We start from the raw sequence: 16,972 nt of genomic DNA on the forward strand, positions 1-16,972 counted from the left end.
CCCGGCCGTGCCCCGCGCCCCAACCGCCCAAATGTGCCCCGCCCCGCCCGGCCGTGCCCCGCGCCCCGGCGGCCCGCTGGACGCCCGCGCAGCCGCATCGTCCGGCCCTGGGCGCCCGTATCCGCCCCAACCGCCCCGCCCCATCAGGTCGGTCGTCCCGGACCCTTGACTCGTAACCCGCCAGTGGCGATCCTCGACCATATCTTGCGCGGTCATGACAATCCCGTGTGGGTCGTGGGCGTCCTCGGATCCCTGGCGCCCCGGCTCGTCGACCGCGCGCTCCCGCCGACCGAGGGACGTGGGCAGTGACCGACGCCGAACGCCCGTACCGCAGACACCGGCAGATCACCGTCGTGTCGTTGCTCCTTCTCGTGCTCTCCATGACCTTCGGCCCGACGCCGAGTTCGGCGTCCGGCGCCGACTGGTGGAACCCGACCGCACGGCCCACGCCCGACTCCCGGATCAACGTCACCGGCGCGCCGTTCACCGGCACGAACGCCCAGGGGGAGGTGCGCGGCTTCGTCGACGCGCACGACCACCTGTTCGCCAACGAGGGCTTCGGCGGCCGGCTCATCTGCGGCAAGGTCTTCTCCGGGGCGGGCGTCGCCGACGCCCTCAAGGACTGTCCCGAGCACTACCCCGACGGTTCCCTCGCGGTCTTCGACTACATCACCAAGGGCGGCGACGGCCGGCACGACCCGGTCGGCTGGCCCACCTTCAAGGACTGGCCCGCCCACGACTCGCTGACCCACCAGCAGAACTACTACGCCTGGGTGGAGCGCGCCTGGCGCGGCGGCCAACGCGTGCTCGTCAACGACCTCGTCACCAACGGCGTGATCTGCTCGGTGTACTTCTTCAAGGACCGCAGCTGCGACGAGATGACGTCGATCCGCCTCCAGGCGAAGCTGACGTACGACCTCCAGGCCTACGTCGACGCCATGTACGGCGGCACCGGCAAGGGCTGGTTCCGCATCGTCACCGACAGCGCGCAGGCCCGCCAGGTGATCGCGCAGGGCAAACTCGCGGTCGTCCTCGGCGTCGAGACCTCGGAGCCGTTCGGCTGCAAGCAGGTCCTCGACATCGCGCAGTGCGGCAAGGAGGACATCGACAAGGGACTGGACGAGCTGTACGCGCTCGGCGTGCGCAGCATGTTCCTGTGCCACAAGTTCGACAACGCGCTGTGCGGCGTCCGCTTCGACGAGGGCGGCCTCGGAACGGCCATCAACGTCGGGCAGTTCCTGTCCACGGGCACCTTCTGGAAGACGGAGAAGTGCACCGGCCCGCAGCACGACAACCCCATCGGCACCGCGGCCTCCGCGGCCGAGAAGGACCTGCCGGCGGGCGTCGAGGTGCCCGCCTACGACCAGGACGCCCAGTGCAACGTCCGCGGACTCAGCGACCTCGGTGAGTACGCTGTGCGCGGCATGATGAAACGCAGGATGATGCTCGAGATCGACCACATGAGCGTCAAGGCCACCGGCCGCGTCCTCGACATCTTCGAGTCCGCCTCCTACCCCGGCGTGCTCTCCTCGCACAGCTGGATGGACCTCAACTGGACCGAGCGGGTCTACGGCCTCGGCGGCTTCGTCGCCCAGTACATGCACGGCTCCGAAGGGTTCAGCGCGGAGGCGAGGCGCACGGACGCCCTGCGCGACAAGTACGGTGTGGGCTACGGCTACGGCACCGACATGAACGGCGTCGGCGGCTGGCCGGCCCCGCGCGGCGCGGGCGCCGCCCACCCGGTCACGTACCCCTTCCGCAGCGTCGACGGCGGTTCCGTCATCGACAGGCAGACCACCGGCGACCGCACCTGGGACCTCAACACCGACGGAGCCGCCCACTACGGCATGGTGCCCGACTGGATCGAGGACATCCGGCTGGTCGGCGGCCAGGACGTGGTCGACGACCTCTTCCGGGGAGCCGAGTCCTACCTGGACACCTGGGGCGGCACGGAGGCGCACCAGGCGGGCGTCAACCTCGCCAAGGGCGCCGCGGCGACGGCCAGTTCGCAGGAGTGGAGCGTGTTCACGAGCTACGCGGCCGACCGCGCCGTGGACGGCGACCTCGGCACCCGCTGGGCCGGCGACTGGAGCGACGACCAGTGGCTGCGGATCGACCTCGGCGCCACGAACCTGGTCGGACGCGTCACCCTGGACTGGGAACGGGCGTACGGGAAGTCGTACCGGATCCAGCTCTCCGCCGACGGTGAGAACTGGCGGACGGCCTGGTCCACGACGTCCGGTGACGGCGGCCTGGACACGGCCCGCTTCGCCGGCACCCCGGCCCGCTACGTCCGCGTCCAGGGCGTGGAGCGCGGCACGCAGTGGGGGTACTCGCTGCGCGAGGTCGGCGTGCACAGCCGCTGACCTCCTCCCATCGGCCCGCCCGCCTCACCGCGGGCGGGCCGCCACCAGCCCTAAGGACACGCACATGGCGCGGATGCCGTCGGCCGAACGGCGCCGGCAGCTGACGGAGGCGGCGATCCGGGCGATGACCCGCGACGGCGTCGCCCGGACGACGACCCGGTCCATCGCCGCCGAGGCGGGCGTGTCCCTGAGCGTCTTCCACTACTGCTTCGACTCCAAGCAGGCCCTCGTCGAGTCCGTCATCACGACGATCACCGACCACTACGTCACGGTCGTCCGGGAGGCCATCCGGCCGCGTGCGACGCTGGAGGAGACCGTCCGGGCCGGCTTCCAGGCGTACTGGGACCACGTCCGCGCCCACCCCGACGAACACACGCTGACCTACGAACTGACCCAGTACGCCCTTCGCCAGCCCGGATTCGAACATCTCGCGCGCCGCCAGTACGAGCTGTACGCCGACACCTACGCCGAACTCATCGAGCAACTGCGCGCGAGCGCGGACTTCCGGCTGGGCGTGCCGGTCCCCGTCCTGGCCCGCTACCTGGCCGCCATGACCGACGGGCTGACCCTCAACTACCTGGTCCTCGGCGACGACGCCGGCTGGAACGACATCCTGGACACCGTCACCGCCCACGTCGCGGGCCTGGTGCGGTCCCCCTGAAGGGCGTCGCCCGGCTCAGGGGCGGGCGACGCGGTGCAGATGGTCGAGAGCGTCGGCCACCACGCTCCGCCGGTACCAGTCGTGCCAGGTCGCCACCGTGTGGGCCAGCGCCTCCAGGGCCCGCTCCTGGGGGCCGGACAGCCACCGCCCGGCCGCCGGCCAGTGCGCGGAGACCACCCCCACACCGGTCCCCGCGCCATCGACCAGCGGCGCGCAGTACAGGGACCGCGTCCCCTCGGCCAGCAGCGCCTCCCGCATCCGCGCGTCGGCGAAGACCGGGTCCGTCGCCACGCTCTCCACCACCACGCGGCGCAGCGTCGCGCGGGCGACGGTGCACGGCGCCCGGACGTGGGACACCTCGGCGAACACATCCGCGAAGGCCTCGCCCAGATTGCACCGCGCCTCCAGCACCAGCGTGTCCTGGGCCTCCTCCACGCACAGCAGGTCCACGGAACGGGCGCCGGTCACGGCCAGCGCCTCGCGGGCCGCCGCGTCGAGCACCCGGCGCCGTTCCACCGGCGACACGTCGGCGCGTGCGAGGAACGGCGCCGCGGGCACCGGCGGACGGTCCGACCGGACGGACGCCCGGCCCGGCGGTGGAGTGGTCACCACCGCCGAGGCGAGCACCCGGACCGGCACGTTGCAGTGCTGGGAGGCGCTGCTGAGCAGGTCGAAGGCGACCGACGCCGTCGGCAGCCCGTACCGTTCCAGGAGGATCCCCTGAGCCACTCCGATCAGCGCGGAGCTGCGCAGCTTGGCCCGCAGCCCGCGTAGTTCGGCGAGCGGGTCGCCGCCCGCCGGGAGCGGCGCGGGATCGGCCGGAACCGGGGGCCCGCCCGTGTCGGGGGCGGCCCTGAGGCCCTGGAGCGCCGACTCCACCGTGGGGTGCGGCCGGATGCCCGGCAGCCCCGCCAGCCGCAGGGCCTCCCGCACATGCGGTCGCGGCTGCACGATCGGCAGCGGACGGCCCGCCGCCGCGAGACCGCGGGTGACCTGGTCGAGGGCGCGCACGGCCGCCGCGCTCGACAGATGCACGTCCGTCATGTCGAGGACGGCGTGCGTCTCGGTGACCTCCGCGCGCGCCAGGTGCGAGGCGAGCGCGTGGGAGAAGTCGTCGGCGTTGGAGGCGTCCAGGGTGCCGCGTACCTGAAGGAACGTGACCTGCCCCAGGCTCTCGCCGTCCAGCGGCGAGGCCTTCATCATCAGCGGGGCGGGCGGTGAGCCGGCCCGGCAGGGCTGATCGGACATCATGAGGAGAGGCGCCTCCCGATACGGATGGATGACCAGCCGGCCGCGTCCTGACCGAAGGCGTCCACCATGCCCAGCGCCGACGGCCGGATGCAACGACCCCAGGCGCCGTGTCCGCGTCCGCGGGCCCGCACGCTCATCCGACGTACTGGCGTGCGGGCGACGAGCGCCGGGCCCGTTCCAGCAGGGCGATCCGGCGTTCGATCTCCGGCGGTACCGGCGCCCGCTGCCTCAGCACCCAGGGCAGTCCGGCCGCCGCGTGCGCGAAGGCGCGGACCGAAGCGGCGTCCCGGGGCACCGTGAGCGCCAGCCGCGCCGTACGCCGCAGCGCCGACGGCAGGGGGCGGCGCAGCCAGGTGAACCACAGCGTGTTGCGCAGGCCCAGGATCCGGCGGGCCGTGCTGTCCCGCAGCAGCGAGGCCTGGTGATGGACGGTCAGCTCCTCGACGTAACTGAGCCACCAGCCCTGCCGCAGCAGATCGGTGGCCAGGAGTTCCTCCTCGCCGCCGAGCCACAGACCGGGGTGGAAGCCGCCGGCGCCGCGGAAGGCGTCGACGCGCAACACGGTGGCCGCCGCGAGGAAGGAGCCCAGGGCCGGCCCCGGCAGGTCGTCGGGACCCGTCAGGGGGGATTCCCGGAGTTCCTCGACGACGGGGTCCTCGGTGCCGCCCGGCTCCACCACGATCCGGGCGGTGACGGCGGCCAGCCGCCCTCCCGCGTCGAGCAGGTCCGCCGCCCGCCGCAGACTGCCCGGCTCCCACCAGGTGTCGTCGTCGCAGAACGCCACGTACGGCGTACGGACGTGTCCCACGGCCAGGTTGCGTCCGACGGCGCCGAGATTGGTCCCCGGCTCCAGCAGCACGACCTCGGGGAAGTCACGGCGCACCGCTTCGGCCGTCCCGTCGACCGAGGCGTTGTCGGTGACGATCACCAGCGGCCGCTCGGGCAGCTCGCACAGGCGGGCCAGGGTCCGCAGGAGTTCGTCCCGCCGGTTGTGGGTGATGACCACGACCGTCGTGCGGTCGTCCTCGGCCGGATCGCTCATACCGTCCTCCGTTCCGCCGCGACGGATCGCGGCCGGTCCAGCAGCCGGGCGGCCCGCTCCACCCGCGTGGGCAGCGGACGGCGCCGGGCGAGCGCGGCGGGCAGCCGTACGGCGACCTCGCGCAGGGCGCGGCGGGCGCCGGGCTCACCGCTCACCGCCGAGACCGCCAGCCGGGCGCCCGCCCGCAGCGCCACCGGAAACGGGCGGCGCAGCACCAGGGTCAGCACCTCGTTGCGCCGCACCTGGTGGCTGCGCCCGCCGCGACCGCCGGGCTCGGGATGGTGGCGGGCCGTCAGCGAGGGCTCGTACGTCACTCCCCAGCCGCCGGCCGCGAGATCGTAGGCGAGCAGGGTCTCCTCGCCGCCGAAGAAGAGCAGCGGGTGGTATCCGCCCGCGTCGAGGAAGGCGTCGCGGCGCGCCACGCAGGCGCACGCCAGGAAGCCCAGCACCGGCTGGCCCGGCAGGTCGGGCTCCCACGGCAGGGGCGAGGCCGCGAGCACGTCGTTGAGGGGGTCCTCGGCCCGCTCGGGACCGACGAGGGTGCGCGCGGCGACCAGGCCCAGCCGGGGACTGGCGTCCAGGAGGTCCGCCGCCCGCCGCAGACTGCCCGGCTCCCACCACGAGTCGTCGTCGCTGAACGCCACGTACGGGGTGGCGGCCTCCCGGACCGCGAGATTGCGGCCCACGGCGCCGGTGTTCGCGCCCGGCCTGATGAGACGGACGGCCGCCGGGTGCGCGCCCACCACCTCGCGGGTCGCGCCGTCGGAGCCGTTGTCGACGACGATCACGGGCGGGCGCTCCGGCAGCGCGGCCAGCGCGTCGAGGGTGCGCAGCAGGCTTCGCGGCCGGTCGCGGGTGATCACCGCCACCGTGATCCGGCCGTCAGGGGCGGGCTGGGGCGACACGCGTCTCCGCTCCCCTCTCCGATGTGGTGCGGCCGCGCCGGAGGAGCGTTCGCGCCGCGGTGACGGTCTCGTCGACGTCGATGCGCAGCAGCCGGGGGTCGGGCACGTCGGCGTGCGGATCGCCCGGCGGTCCCGGTTTCCACAGGGCGAGATGACGCGGCGAACGCGGCGGACCCCACAGACGCGGCGCCACCGGCCCGCAGAGCGTCACGGACGGCGTGGCGTGCGCCACGGCCAGATGCGCGAGTCCCGTGTCGCCGCTCACGACCAGCGCGGCACCCGCGACCAGCGCCGACAGCTCGCCGAACGGCAGACCGCCGCACAGCGCGTCCCGCTCCGGCAGCCCCGCCCGCCCGGCGACGTCCAGGACCAGCGCGTCCTCCGCCGGACCACCGGTGACGACGACCCGGTGGCCCTCCGCGCGCAACGTCCGCGCGAGGGCGGCGTAGCGCTCGGCGGGCCAGCGCCGGGCCGCGGACTCCGCCCCGGGATGCACCACGACGGCCCCCGGCGCGGGCGAGTCCGCCGCCGGCGGGGGCAGCCGCACGTCGGTGGGGTCGGCGGGGATGCCGTAGGCCGCCAGGAAGCGGCACCACCGGTCGCGCTCGTGCTCGTCCGCCCGCCACTCGGGCGGCGGCGGGTCGGGCTGGGCGAAGGCCAGCAGCAGGCCGGGGCCGACGGCGGCCAGCGCGTCACGGCTCTCCGGCCCCTTGCCGTGCAGGTCGACGGCGACCTGCGGCGGCGGCCCCGTCCAGTGCGTCAGGGACGGCACGCCCCGCCGCGGCGCCTCCGCGGGGAGGACGCTGTCCACCGCGCCGGTGGACAGCGCGGCCTCGCGCAGCGCCGGCGGCAGCGCCAGCACCACCTCGTGCCCGGGGAAGGCCCGGCGGACACCGCGCAACGCGGGCACCCCGGCGAGCAGATCGCCCAGCCCCAGCGCCCGCAGCACCAGAACCCGGGGTGTCACCGGTTGCCCCGTCCGTGCGCCAGCCCCACCGGCCGCGGGGACCGCGCCGCCCTCTCCGCGATGCCGGTCGTGGAGCGGCCGTCCAGATAGGGGAAGAGGACGACCTGCCCGCCCCAGCTCTCCACCAGCGAGGCTTCCGGCAGCCGCTCCAGGGCGTAGTCGCCGCCCTTCGCCCAGATGTGCGGGCGCAGTTCGGCGAGCAGCCGCTCCGGGGTGTCCTCGTCGAACACGGCGACCGCGTCCACGCACTCCAGCGCGCGCAGCACCCTGATCCGGTCCGCGACCGGCACCAGCGGCCGTCCGTCGCCCTTGCGGCGGCGCACGGACGCGTCCGAGTTGACGCACACCACCAGGCAGTCCCCGGTACGGCGGGCCGCCTGGAGCAGTGCGACATGGCCGGCGTGCAGCAGGTCGAAGCAGCCGCCGGCGGCCACGACGGTCCCGCCCGCGGCGCGCACCCGGGCGGCCGTGCGCAGCGCGTCGTCCGTCGGCTCGGCGTCCACCGCCGGAGGCGCCGGCACCGGCGGCGCGGACACCGCTCGGGCGCCGCCCTCGGCGACGTACCGGGTCGCGGCGTGCACGGCGCCGCGGACGGCGGCCTCGGTGAGTTCGCCGTCGGCCAGCAGCCCGGCCGCGGCCGCCGCGAACCGGTCCCCGGCGCCGCAGGCGTCACCGTCGGCCGTCACCGGCGACGGCACCAGCAGCGGGGTGTCGCCGTGCGACAGCAACGCGCCCCGGCCGCCCAGCGTCACGGCGACGGAGGCCGCCCGCCAGGCCCGCACGAGCGTGTCGGCGTCCCGGGCCGCCGTCTGGAGCGCGCCCGCGCCCTCGGGCGGTTCGTCACCGGCGAAGCCGCGCGCCTCGCTCGCCGACGGCGTGACCAGCCGCACCCCCGGCACCGGCCGCTCCCCGCGCGGATGCGGATCCCACACGACGGGCACCCTGGCCGCCGCGGCCGCCAGTTCCTCCCGCAGTACCTCGGCGGTGCCGCGGCCGTAGTCGGCGACGAGGATCGCGCCGGCCTCGGCGACCGCACGGCGCGCCTCGTCGGTCGCCTCCCCGGCCCGGCCGTCGCCGTCGTCCAGCCGCAGCAGCGGCGTGCCCTCCGCGAGGACGCGGGTCTTGCTGGAGAGATCGCCGGTCAGCGGCAGCCGCACCAGCCGCACCCGGCCGCCCAGCGCGCGCACCAGACAAGCACTGGACTCGTCGTCGCCGAGCGCGGCCACCAGGGTGACGGGCCTGCCGTCCGCCGCGGCGAGCCAGGCCGCGAGGGCCGCCCCGCCGGGCCGGGTGGTGCGCCGGGCGGCGCTCACCACCGGCACGGGCGCGTCCGGCGCCAGCCGCTCGGCCCGTCCGCACAGATCGTGGTCGAGCAGCGCGTCGCCGACGACGAGCAGCGGCGCCGGGGCGCTCATGCGCCGTCCCTTCCGGCCGGGTCCGCCCACCGGTCCGCGTTCCGGCCCCGCCGCTCGACGGCCAGGCGCCGCTCCACGCTCCGGTCGAAGGACTCGCAGAGCATGTGCACGGCGACCAGGTGCAGCTCCTGCACCGTGGCGGACGTGGCCCCCTCCACGCACAGGGCCTCGTCCACCGCCGCCTCCAGGGGGTTGGGCGCCGGACCGGTCAGCGCCCAGACGGTCATGGCGAGGCGGGCGGCCTCCTTGGCCGCGACGAGCAGGTTCTCGCTCGCGCCGCTGGTGGACAGCAGCATCAGCACGTCCCCGGCCCGGCCGTGGGCGGCGACCTGACGGGCGAAGATCTCCTGCACGCCGTAGTCGTTGGCGATGGCCGTGGTGGAGGACGTGTCGGCGTGCAGGGCGAGCGCGGAGAACGCCGGGCGGTCGTCGCGGTAGCGGCCGACGAGTTCGGCGGTCAGGTGCTGGGCCTGGGCGGCGCTGCCGCCGTTGCCCGCGACCAGCAGCCGGGAACCGGCCCCGAGCCGGTCGGCGAGGCCGGCGCCCCACCGGTTGAGCACGGGCGTGGCGTACTCGCGGAAGCCCGCGAGGGCCTTCATCAGGTCGTCGCAGTGAGTGACGTCGGTGGCGAGTTTCATCGGACGACTCCCGAGAGCGAGGGGACGGAGGAGACGGCGCTGTAGACCCGGGCCACCCCGTCGGCGACGCGATCCCAGGTGTAGCGGGCGAGGACGCGGCGCCGGCCCGCGGCGCCGTACCGGGCGAGCCGGGCGGGATCGTCGAGGAGGTCGCGGATCGTCGTGGCGAGGTCGTGGTCCTCGTCGGGTGGCACGAGGACGCCCGTGACGTCGTCGACGACCGTGTCGAGCTGGCCGCCGACGGCGGTGGCCACGACGGGAGCACAGCACGCCATGGCCTCGACGGGGACGATGCCGAACGGCTCGTAGCGGGGCAGGGACAGCACCAGGTCGGCGCCGGACATCAGCTCCGGCATCCGGTCCGGGCGCACCCCTCCGAGGAAGGTCACCCGGTCGGCCACCCCGTGCTCCTCGGCGAGCGCCCGCAGCCGCTCCGCCTCCGGTTCGGCGCCCAGCAGGGCGTGCTCGGGCCCGCCGGCGATGAGAAGTTCGGCGTCGGGGACGCCGGGCAGCGCGCGGATCGCCCGGTCGAAACCCTTGCGGGGGACGAGCCGGCCGACCGACAGCAGCCGACGGGGCGCGGAGGCGGACCGCCGGGCCCCGGCCACGGGCGCGAACTGCACCGGGTCCACTCCGCAGGGGACGACGCGGACCCGGTCGCGCGGCAGGCCCATGGCGATCAGCTCGGCCACCTCGTCCTCGCAGGTGGCGATGATCCCGGCGCACTCCCGCCCCACCGCCGACTCGATGGCGACGCGCTGCGGCGGACTGGTGTCGGCGGCCCCCTGATGACGCTTCTTCACCGTGCCGAGCGCGTGGTACGTCTGCACCACCGGCACCCCCAGGGCGCGCGCCCCGGAGACCGCCGCCATCCCGGACATCCAGAAGTGCGCGTGCACCACGTCGGGTGGCTCGGCCGCCCACTCCTGCGCCAGCCACGCCCCGAACTCCGGAATGTACGGCAGCAGTTCGTCCTTGGGTATGGGGGCCGGGGGTCCGGCGGGCACATGGACCACCTTCACCCCGTCCGACGTCGTGACCCGCTCCGGCAGCCTGGGGTCGTCGCGGCGCGTGTACACGACGACCTCGTGGCCCCGGCGGGCCAGCTGCCCGGCGAGCTGGGCCACGTACACGTTCTGTCCGCCCGCGTCCGGGCCGCCGAGTTCGGCCAGGGGGCTGGCGTGCTCGGAGACCATGGCGACGCGGCCGGCGGTGGGGTGACTGGGGCTCATCGGGTGACCTCCTTGATCAGGCGTTCCCAGTCGTCGCGGAAACGCCGTTCTCCGTAGCGGGCCTGAACCGCGGCCCGGCCGGCCTCCCCTGTCGCGCGGGCGTACGCGGGGTCCGCGGCCAGGCGGCGCACGGCGTCCTCCAGCACGTCGAACCGGTTGGAGACCACCCCCGCCCCCTCGGGAACGGCCTCGCGGACCTCGGTGGTGTCCAGCGCCACCACGGGCATCCCCAGGAACATGGCCTCCAGCAGCGACAGCCCCAGCGACGTCCAGCGGATCGGGTGCAGGTAGAGGCGGCAACGGGCCATCGCCGGGTGCAGTTCGCCCTGCGGCAGGTCCCGGCTGCGGCAGCTCTCGGGCGGCAGCCCGAGGCGCTCGGCGAGCCCTTCCGTGCGCATGCCGAACACGTCCAGCGGCACCTGGCGGGCGAAGCGGGGCAGCAGATCCGTCCCGGTGGTGCGACCGCGCCGCACCGGCTCGTTGACGACGACCGCGGCACGGTTGTCCTCACCCGTCCACAACGGGCCCGGGTCGATGATGCCGTGCTCGATCACCGTCGTCGGCGCCCGCCCGTTGTCCCACATCAGACGGTTGAAGTGGGTGACGTGCACGACCGGTATGTCGGTCCGGTCGGCGAGCGGGTGGCGGGTGTCGACGGCCGACTCGTGCGGGCTGTTGTGCTCGACGTACACCGCCGCGACGTCGACACCGGGCCGGCGGCCCGTCCACTCGTGGGCCAGTTCCAGCTCGTGCGGGCGTTGCAGCACCATCAGGTCGATGTCGGCTCCGCGCAGCTCCTCGGGAGCCGCCTCACGGACCGTGCGCGGCCATTCCCACGTTCTGGCCCGCCCCAGCCCGTCCGGCCCGCGGTCGGGCGTCACCGGCACCAGGAAGGTGTACGGGCCCTGGACGAACGACGTCAGCCACGAGCCGTGCACATGCCAGACAAGAATGTTCATACGTGCTCCTCGAGCAGTTTCCGCACCGCCTGCACCACGTCCTGCCCGGTGACCTCGTCCAGGCAGGGATGGCCCGGCACCGGACAGTGCCGGGCCCTGCTGTCCGCGCAGGGCGCCTTCTGGTCGCCGAGCAGCACACTCGGCACGCCGTACGGCCCCCAGCGCTCCGCCGGGACGACCGGGGCGAACAGGGAGACCACCGGGGTGCCGACGGCCGCCGCCAGGTGCGCGGGGCCGGTGTTGCCGGACACCACGACGTCGGCGGTGCGCAGCACGCCCGCCAGCGTGCGCGGCTCGGTCCTGCCCCCGAGGTCCACCCCCGTCTCCCCGCTGACCCGGCGGGTGAGGTCCGTCTCGTCCGGCCCGCCGGTGACGATCACCCGGTGACCGGCGTCGGTGAGCAGCGCCACGGCCTCGGCGCAGCGTCCGGGACTCCAGGCGCGGGCGGGCGCGCTGGCACCGGGGTGGACGACGACGTACGGGCCGTTGCCGGTCAGCGCCACCGTGTCCGGCGGCGGCAGGACGCGCAGCCGTCCGTCGTCGCCGGGCGGCGGCGGGAATCCCAGCGCGGCGGCGGTGTCGAGCGCCGCCTCGGCCTCGTGCCGGCCGGGCAGCCGCCGGTGCCGTACGTCGAGGAGGCTGCCCGGGTGGTCGACGCTGTCGGCGCCGATCCGGCCGATCCCGGCCAGCCGCAGGACCAGGGCGGTGGGCAGCGGGCTCTGGTGGAACGAGGTCAGGACGAGGGCCACGTCGAACGCGGCCTCGCGCAGCCGCCGTACCAGCCCGTCGAGGTCCGCCGCCCGCACCGGGGGCGGGTCGACGCCCTCCCACGGCGCCGACCACACCAGGACCTCGTCGACGCCGGGCAGCAGCCGGGCGGCGGGTTCGCCGCGTGGACCGCACAGCATCGTCACCTGGGTGCTGCGGGCGGCGACCGCGCGGACGGCGGGCCCGGCGAGCAACACGTCGCCGAAGCTGTCGAGCCGTACGACCAATGCCCTCACAGCCGTCCTCCCCGGGTCCCCGCCAGCAGCCGGTTGACCGCCGTGAGCAGGTCGGGGGCGGTGGCGGGCGCCGCCTCGACCTCCTCGGGCAGGGTCACCGCCGTCGGGACCAGCACCCCCCGGGCGCCCGCCGCGCGGGCGGCCAGCACATCGGACCCGATGTCGCCGATGACCACACAGTCCTCGGGCGCCACGTCCAGTCGGCGGGCCGCCTCGATCACCAGCCCGGGACGCGGTTTGCGGCAGGCGCAGCCGTCGTCGGGCAGGTGCGGGCAGTACACCCACGTGCCGAGGCCGCCGAGCAGGGTGTCCACCCGGTCGTTGACGCGGCGCACGTCGGCATGGGTGAGCAGTCCGCGGCCGATGCCCGACTGGTTGCTGATCACTCCCGTCGCGATGCCCTCGGCCCGCAGCAGGTCCGTCGCCCGCCGCGCGCCGGGCAGCAGGCGGACCCGGTCGGGGTCGCCGTTGTAGGGGACGTCCTCGACGAGGGTGCCGTCGCGGTCGAAGAGGACGGCGGCGACCCGGACGAGGTCGGCGGTCGGGCGGCTCACGGCCGGCCTCCCATCGGCAGCGCCCGGCGGTGCCGCACCAGGCCGTCCAGCCAGTGGCGCACCGCGAGCGGCGGAATGACCACGCTGGTGACCGCCATGGTGGCGACCTCGTCCCGGGTCCGCGGGCCGGGCGCGATCCGGGCGGCGGCGAACTCGGCGGTGCCCGCCAGCCACAGCGCGCCGGCCGCGGCGGCGGCCCGGCGCCGGCCGGCCAGCGCGCACAGGGACGCGGTGAGGGCGGCGGACGTCACCAGGACGTGCCGGGGGAGCCGCCCGCGCGGTGCCTCGGCGCGCGACCACCAGTCCGGGCCGTGCAGCCGGTTCATCAGGACGTCGTCGGCGTTGCCGCGCTGGGCCCTCACCGACACCCAGCGGTCGGCCGGCCGCACCGGGTGCCGGGTCGTCCGCAGACCGCGCCGCAGCGTCCAGCCGGCCTCCAGGACGCGCAGCGCCAGGTCGGCGTCCTCCCGGAACGCCCGGCGGAACCGCTCGTCGAAACCACCCACACCGGCCAGCGCGGCCGTCCGGTAGGCCATGTCGGCGGTCGCCCAGGCCGCCTGCTCCAGTCCGGCCGTGCCGCGTTCCCAGTCCGTGGGCCTGCGGTCCTCGGGGAGCGGGACGGTCAGCCGGCCCTGGACGCCGCCGGTGTCCGGGCCGGCCGCGTCGAGATCGTCCGCCAGGAGCCGGGACCACTTCGGCAGCACCCGCACGTCGTCGTCGAGGAACACCGTCCACGGCGTACCGACCGTGCGCCAGCCGGTGTTGCGGGCGGCGGCGGGTCCGCGCCCGCCGCTGCGCAGGGTGCGCACCCGCCCGCGCAGCACGCCGGCCGCCTCCAGCGGCAGCTCCCCGGCCGGCTCCGGGCGGTCGTCGACCACGACGACCTCCTCGGGCGGATGGTCCGCGGCCGCGGCGAGGGCGCTCAGGCAGTCGGCGAGGCAGGGCCGCCCGATCGTGGGGATCACCACCGAATAGGCGGGCGCGTCCGTCATGCGAACACCTTCTTCCGCCGGACCGCGAACGGGCCGAGGGCGAGCAGGTCCACGGGCGCGGACCCGAAGCACTCCAGTGCGTCCCGCGGATCGTCGACCATCGGCCGTCCCGCGGTGTTCAGGCTGGTGTTGACCACCACCGGCAGCCCGGTCCGCCGCTCGAAGCCGTCGATCATCCGCGCCACCAGCGGCTCCTCCGCCCGGTCCACGGTCTGGATGCGGGCCGTGCCGTCCACGTGGACCACGGCCGGGATCCGGTCCCGCCACTCGGCGGCGACCTCGTGCACGAACAGCATGTACGGGCTGGGCATCGGCCCGTCGAACAGCTCCGGCGCCCGCTCCGCCAGCACCATCGGGGCGACCGGACGGAACTCCTCGCGGCCCTTCACCGCGTTGAGCCGCTCCAGGTTCTCCGCCCGCCCCGGATGGGCCAGCAGCGAGCGATGGCCGAGCGCCCGCGGCCCGTACTCGCTGCGGCCCTGGAACCAGGCCACGACACCGTCGCGCGCCAGTTCCTCGGCGACGGTCTCGGCGATGTCCGCGGGCTCCTCGTACGGTACGGCCGCCCGCTCCAGCCAGTCGCGCAGCTCGGCGTCGCTCCAGCCGCGGCCCAGGGCGGCCGTCGGCATGGCCTCCACGGTCTCCTTCTGGTGGGCGACGTGCAGAGCGGCACCCAGCGCCGTGCCCGCGTCCCCGGCCGCGGGCTGCACCCAGACCCGCTCGAACGGGCCCTCCCGGTACAGCCGGGTGTTGGCCACGCAGTTGAGGGCCACCCCGCCCGCGAGGGTCAGCACGTCCTCGCCGGTGCGCTCGTGCAGCCACCGCACCAGATCGAGCAGCACCTCCTCCAGACAGGCCTGCGCGCTGGCGGCGATGTCCGCGTGGTCCTGCGTCCAGGGGGCGCCGGCGGCGCGCGGCGGGACCAGCGACGCCCACGGGACGGTGCGGGCCCGGAAACCGCCCTCGCCGTCCGCGCGCACGTACTCGCGCAACCGGTCGAGGTGGCGCGGCGTGCCGTACGAGGCGAGCGCCATGACCTTGAACTCGTCGCTGCTGCGCAGGAAACCGAGGTGCTGGGTGAGGTCCTCGTAGAACAGGCCCATCGAGTCCGGCAGCGACTGGGAGCCGAGGACGGTGAGTTCGCGGTTCGCGTAGCGGCCCGCGAGGTGGGAGCCGCACTCGCCGCGGCCGTCGAGCACCAGGACGGCGCAGTCGGGGTAGGGGGAGGCCTGCCCGGCCGAGGCGGCGTGCGCGACGTGGTGCGGGACGAAGCGGACCTTGGCGGGGTCGAGGCCGGGCAGCGCCTCGGCCAGGAACTCGGGGGCGCGGCGCGCGTACTCCTGCCGCAGATGGTCCCACGGGTCGTTCAGGCCCAGCTGGTCCGCGGGGCGCGCGAGGTCGGGGTCGTAGGAGTAGGCGACCGCGTCCAGCTCGGACGGGTCGAGCCCGGCCTGCTCCAGGCACCACCGGGCGGACAGTTCGGGCACTTCCCAGGCGGAGAAGGGGACGGGGCGTTTGCCGTGCTTACGACGGCTGAAGCGCTCCTCCTCCGTCGCCGCCACGATCCTGCCGTCCATGACGAGCGCGGCGGCGGGATCGTGGAAGAGGGCGTTGATTCCCAGTACGCGCATGCGAAGCCTCCGGGGCGGGGTGGGGGGCGGGTCTCAGAGCTGCGGCACCCGCGTCGGCTGGGTCGCGGCGAAGTAGGCGATCGTGTGCTTGATGCCTTCCTCCCAGGGCACCCTGGGCGCCCAGCCCAGCAGCTCCCGGGCCAGCGTCGTGTCCGGGCGGCGCCGCTGGGGGTCGTCGACGGGACGGTCGACGAACTCGATCCGCGAGTGCGATCCCGTCAGCTCCACCACCCGGCGCGCGATGTCGCGGACCGTGACCTCGTCGGTTCCGCCGATGTTGACCGGCCGCACCGAGTGGCTCGCCGCCACCAGCAGGATCCCGTCCACCGTGTCGTCGACGTAGCACAGCGACCGCGTCTGACCGCCGTCGCCCGCCACCGTCAACGGCTCGCCGGCCAGTGCCTGACACACGAAGGTGGGGACCGCGCGCCCGTCGTGGGCCCGCATCCGCGGCCCGTACGTGTTGAACAGCCGGACGATGCCGGCGTCGGCGTCCCGGGCCCGGACATGGGCCGTGACCAGCGCCTCCGAGAACCGCTTGGCCTCGTCGTACACACTCCGCGGGCCGACGGGGTTGACGTTGCCCCAGTAGTCCTCGCGCTGCGGGTGCACCAGGGGATCGCCGTACACCTCGGACGTCGAGGCGAGCAGGAACCTGGCCCCGTCCCGCTCGGCGACGGCCAGCATGTTGCGGGTGCCCAGACTGCCGACGTCGAGCGTCTCCAGGGGCAGCCGCAGGTAGTCGGCGGGCGAGGCCGGACACGCGAAGTGCAGGACCAGGTCGTACGGCCCCTCCAGGCGCTCCGGGCAGTGCGCCGCGGACACGTCGCACTCGACGAACCGGAAGCCGGGGTGCTCCTCGAGGTGGGCGATGTTCGTCCGTGAACCGGACACCAGGTTGTCCGCACAGTCGACTTCGGCACCTGAAGCCAACAGACGCTCGCAGAGATGGCTGCCGAGGAAGCCGGCGCCGCCGGTGACCACGGCACGACGCCAGGGCAGGCGGGGGGTCGCATCATTCATGGGACGTCCTTCGGTCGCGTCCGGAGGCGCCAGGCCGAGGTCGGCGCGCTGATCCGGTGCGGCACGGGAGTGTGGGGAGGGGTGAGGGAGCGGGACGCGCCGAGTGCCGCGTGGCACTGCCGTCCCGGTCTGCCGCCGTTTTCCCGACGACACTGGCCGGGGTTCCCGAGTCAGTAGCTTTCACACGTTGATCCCTATTGTGCTCAGGTACCGACTGTCCCGCGACCGCGACGCAGAGGCGTCACCGGCCCAGGGCGTCCCGGCGCACGGCCCCGACGCGCCTCACCCGGTCGGCCCCGTGTCGGCCCCGCGGCGCTGGGCACCCGGCCCGT

At 75.1% G+C, this 16,972-nt stretch carries 15 protein-coding genes; 2 read left to right on the top strand and 13 right to left on the bottom strand.

Annotation, left to right across the window (positions count from 1 at the left end):
• Nucleotides 1-305 precede the first annotated feature (305 nt).
• Together ACFYO5_RS08305 and ACFYO5_RS08310 are read left to right on the top strand one after the other, a co-directional pair.
• On the top strand, nucleotides 306-2,366 hold the full coding sequence (locus ACFYO5_RS08305; protein ID WP_388705664.1) for a discoidin domain-containing protein: 2,061 nt from the start codon (nucleotides 306-308) through the stop codon (nucleotides 2,364-2,366).
• Nucleotides 2,367-2,430: 64 nt separating this feature from the next.
• A complete protein-coding gene (locus tag ACFYO5_RS08310; RefSeq protein WP_388705667.1) occupies nucleotides 2,431-3,027 on the top strand; it encodes a TetR/AcrR family transcriptional regulator in 597 nt (198 codons plus the stop codon).
• 15 nt (nucleotides 3,028-3,042) lie between these two features.
• Here ACFYO5_RS08310 and ACFYO5_RS08315 read toward each other — a convergent pair whose 3' ends face one another.
• From ACFYO5_RS08315 to ACFYO5_RS08375, 13 genes are all read right to left on the bottom strand, one after another.
• The gene (locus ACFYO5_RS08315) at nucleotides 3,043-4,278 is read right to left on the bottom strand and encodes an ANTAR domain-containing protein (protein WP_388705670.1); all 1,236 of its coding nucleotides are present in this window, start codon (nucleotides 4,276-4,278) and stop codon (nucleotides 3,043-3,045) included.
• A 133-nt stretch (nucleotides 4,279-4,411) separates the two neighbouring features.
• Complete coding sequence (locus ACFYO5_RS08320) at nucleotides 4,412-5,320, bottom strand: glycosyltransferase family 2 protein (protein WP_388705673.1); 909 nt, start codon at nucleotides 5,318-5,320, stop codon at nucleotides 4,412-4,414.
• Nucleotides 5,317-6,225 (bottom strand): glycosyltransferase family 2 protein, encoded by a 909-nt coding sequence (locus ACFYO5_RS08325; protein ID WP_388705675.1) that lies wholly within the window; start codon nucleotides 6,223-6,225, stop codon nucleotides 5,317-5,319. Before ACFYO5_RS08325 ends, ACFYO5_RS08320 begins: the two co-directional genes overlap by 4 nt.
• Nucleotides 6,203-7,192 (bottom strand): glycosyltransferase family 9 protein, encoded by a 990-nt coding sequence (locus ACFYO5_RS08330; protein ID WP_388705678.1) that lies wholly within the window; start codon nucleotides 7,190-7,192, stop codon nucleotides 6,203-6,205. The genes ACFYO5_RS08325 and ACFYO5_RS08330 overlap by 23 nt, the downstream gene beginning before the upstream one ends.
• Entirely contained in the window at nucleotides 7,189-8,607 is a 1,419-nt protein-coding gene (gene rfaE2, locus ACFYO5_RS08335) for a D-glycero-beta-D-manno-heptose 1-phosphate adenylyltransferase (protein ID WP_388705681.1), read from the bottom strand. The genes ACFYO5_RS08330 and rfaE2 overlap by 4 nt, the downstream gene beginning before the upstream one ends.
• Nucleotides 8,604-9,245 (bottom strand): SIS domain-containing protein, encoded by a 642-nt coding sequence (locus ACFYO5_RS08340; RefSeq protein ID WP_356563941.1) that lies wholly within the window; start codon nucleotides 9,243-9,245, stop codon nucleotides 8,604-8,606. The genes rfaE2 and ACFYO5_RS08340 overlap by 4 nt, the downstream gene beginning before the upstream one ends.
• Nucleotides 9,242-10,477, bottom strand: coding sequence for a glycosyltransferase (locus tag ACFYO5_RS08345; protein WP_388705685.1), 1,236 nt, complete (start codon nucleotides 10,475-10,477; stop codon nucleotides 9,242-9,244). The genes ACFYO5_RS08340 and ACFYO5_RS08345 overlap by 4 nt, the downstream gene beginning before the upstream one ends.
• Nucleotides 10,474-11,436: a glycosyltransferase gene (locus tag ACFYO5_RS08350; RefSeq protein ID WP_388705688.1), complete on the bottom strand. Its 963-nt coding sequence runs from the start codon at nucleotides 11,434-11,436 to the stop codon at nucleotides 10,474-10,476. Before ACFYO5_RS08350 ends, ACFYO5_RS08345 begins: the two co-directional genes overlap by 4 nt.
• Nucleotides 11,433-12,440, bottom strand: a complete 1,008-nt coding sequence (locus tag ACFYO5_RS08355) for a glycosyltransferase family 9 protein (RefSeq protein ID WP_388705691.1) — start codon at nucleotides 12,438-12,440, stop codon at nucleotides 11,433-11,435. The genes ACFYO5_RS08350 and ACFYO5_RS08355 overlap by 4 nt, the downstream gene beginning before the upstream one ends.
• Nucleotides 12,437-12,994, bottom strand: coding sequence for an HAD family hydrolase (locus ACFYO5_RS08360; RefSeq protein ID WP_356563949.1), 558 nt, complete (start codon nucleotides 12,992-12,994; stop codon nucleotides 12,437-12,439). Before ACFYO5_RS08360 ends, ACFYO5_RS08355 begins: the two co-directional genes overlap by 4 nt.
• Nucleotides 12,991-13,986 carry a glycosyltransferase family 2 protein gene (locus ACFYO5_RS08365; protein ID WP_388705694.1) on the bottom strand — a complete coding sequence of 332 codons (996 nt, stop codon included), beginning with the start codon at nucleotides 13,984-13,986 and terminating at the stop codon, nucleotides 12,991-12,993. The genes ACFYO5_RS08360 and ACFYO5_RS08365 overlap by 4 nt, the downstream gene beginning before the upstream one ends.
• Nucleotides 13,983-15,617 carry a carbamoyltransferase gene (locus ACFYO5_RS08370; RefSeq protein ID WP_388705697.1) on the bottom strand — a complete coding sequence of 545 codons (1,635 nt, stop codon included), beginning with the start codon at nucleotides 15,615-15,617 and terminating at the stop codon, nucleotides 13,983-13,985. The genes ACFYO5_RS08365 and ACFYO5_RS08370 overlap by 4 nt, the downstream gene beginning before the upstream one ends.
• Before the next feature lie 33 nt (nucleotides 15,618-15,650).
• Nucleotides 15,651-16,640: an NAD-dependent epimerase/dehydratase family protein gene (locus ACFYO5_RS08375; protein ID WP_388705700.1), complete on the bottom strand. Its 990-nt coding sequence runs from the start codon at nucleotides 16,638-16,640 to the stop codon at nucleotides 15,651-15,653.
• Nucleotides 16,641-16,972 lie beyond the last annotated feature (332 nt).

It is taken from the genome of Streptomyces sp. NPDC006259, from assembly GCF_042870975.1.
Classification (GTDB): Bacteria; Actinomycetota; Actinomycetes; order Streptomycetales; family Streptomycetaceae; genus Streptomyces.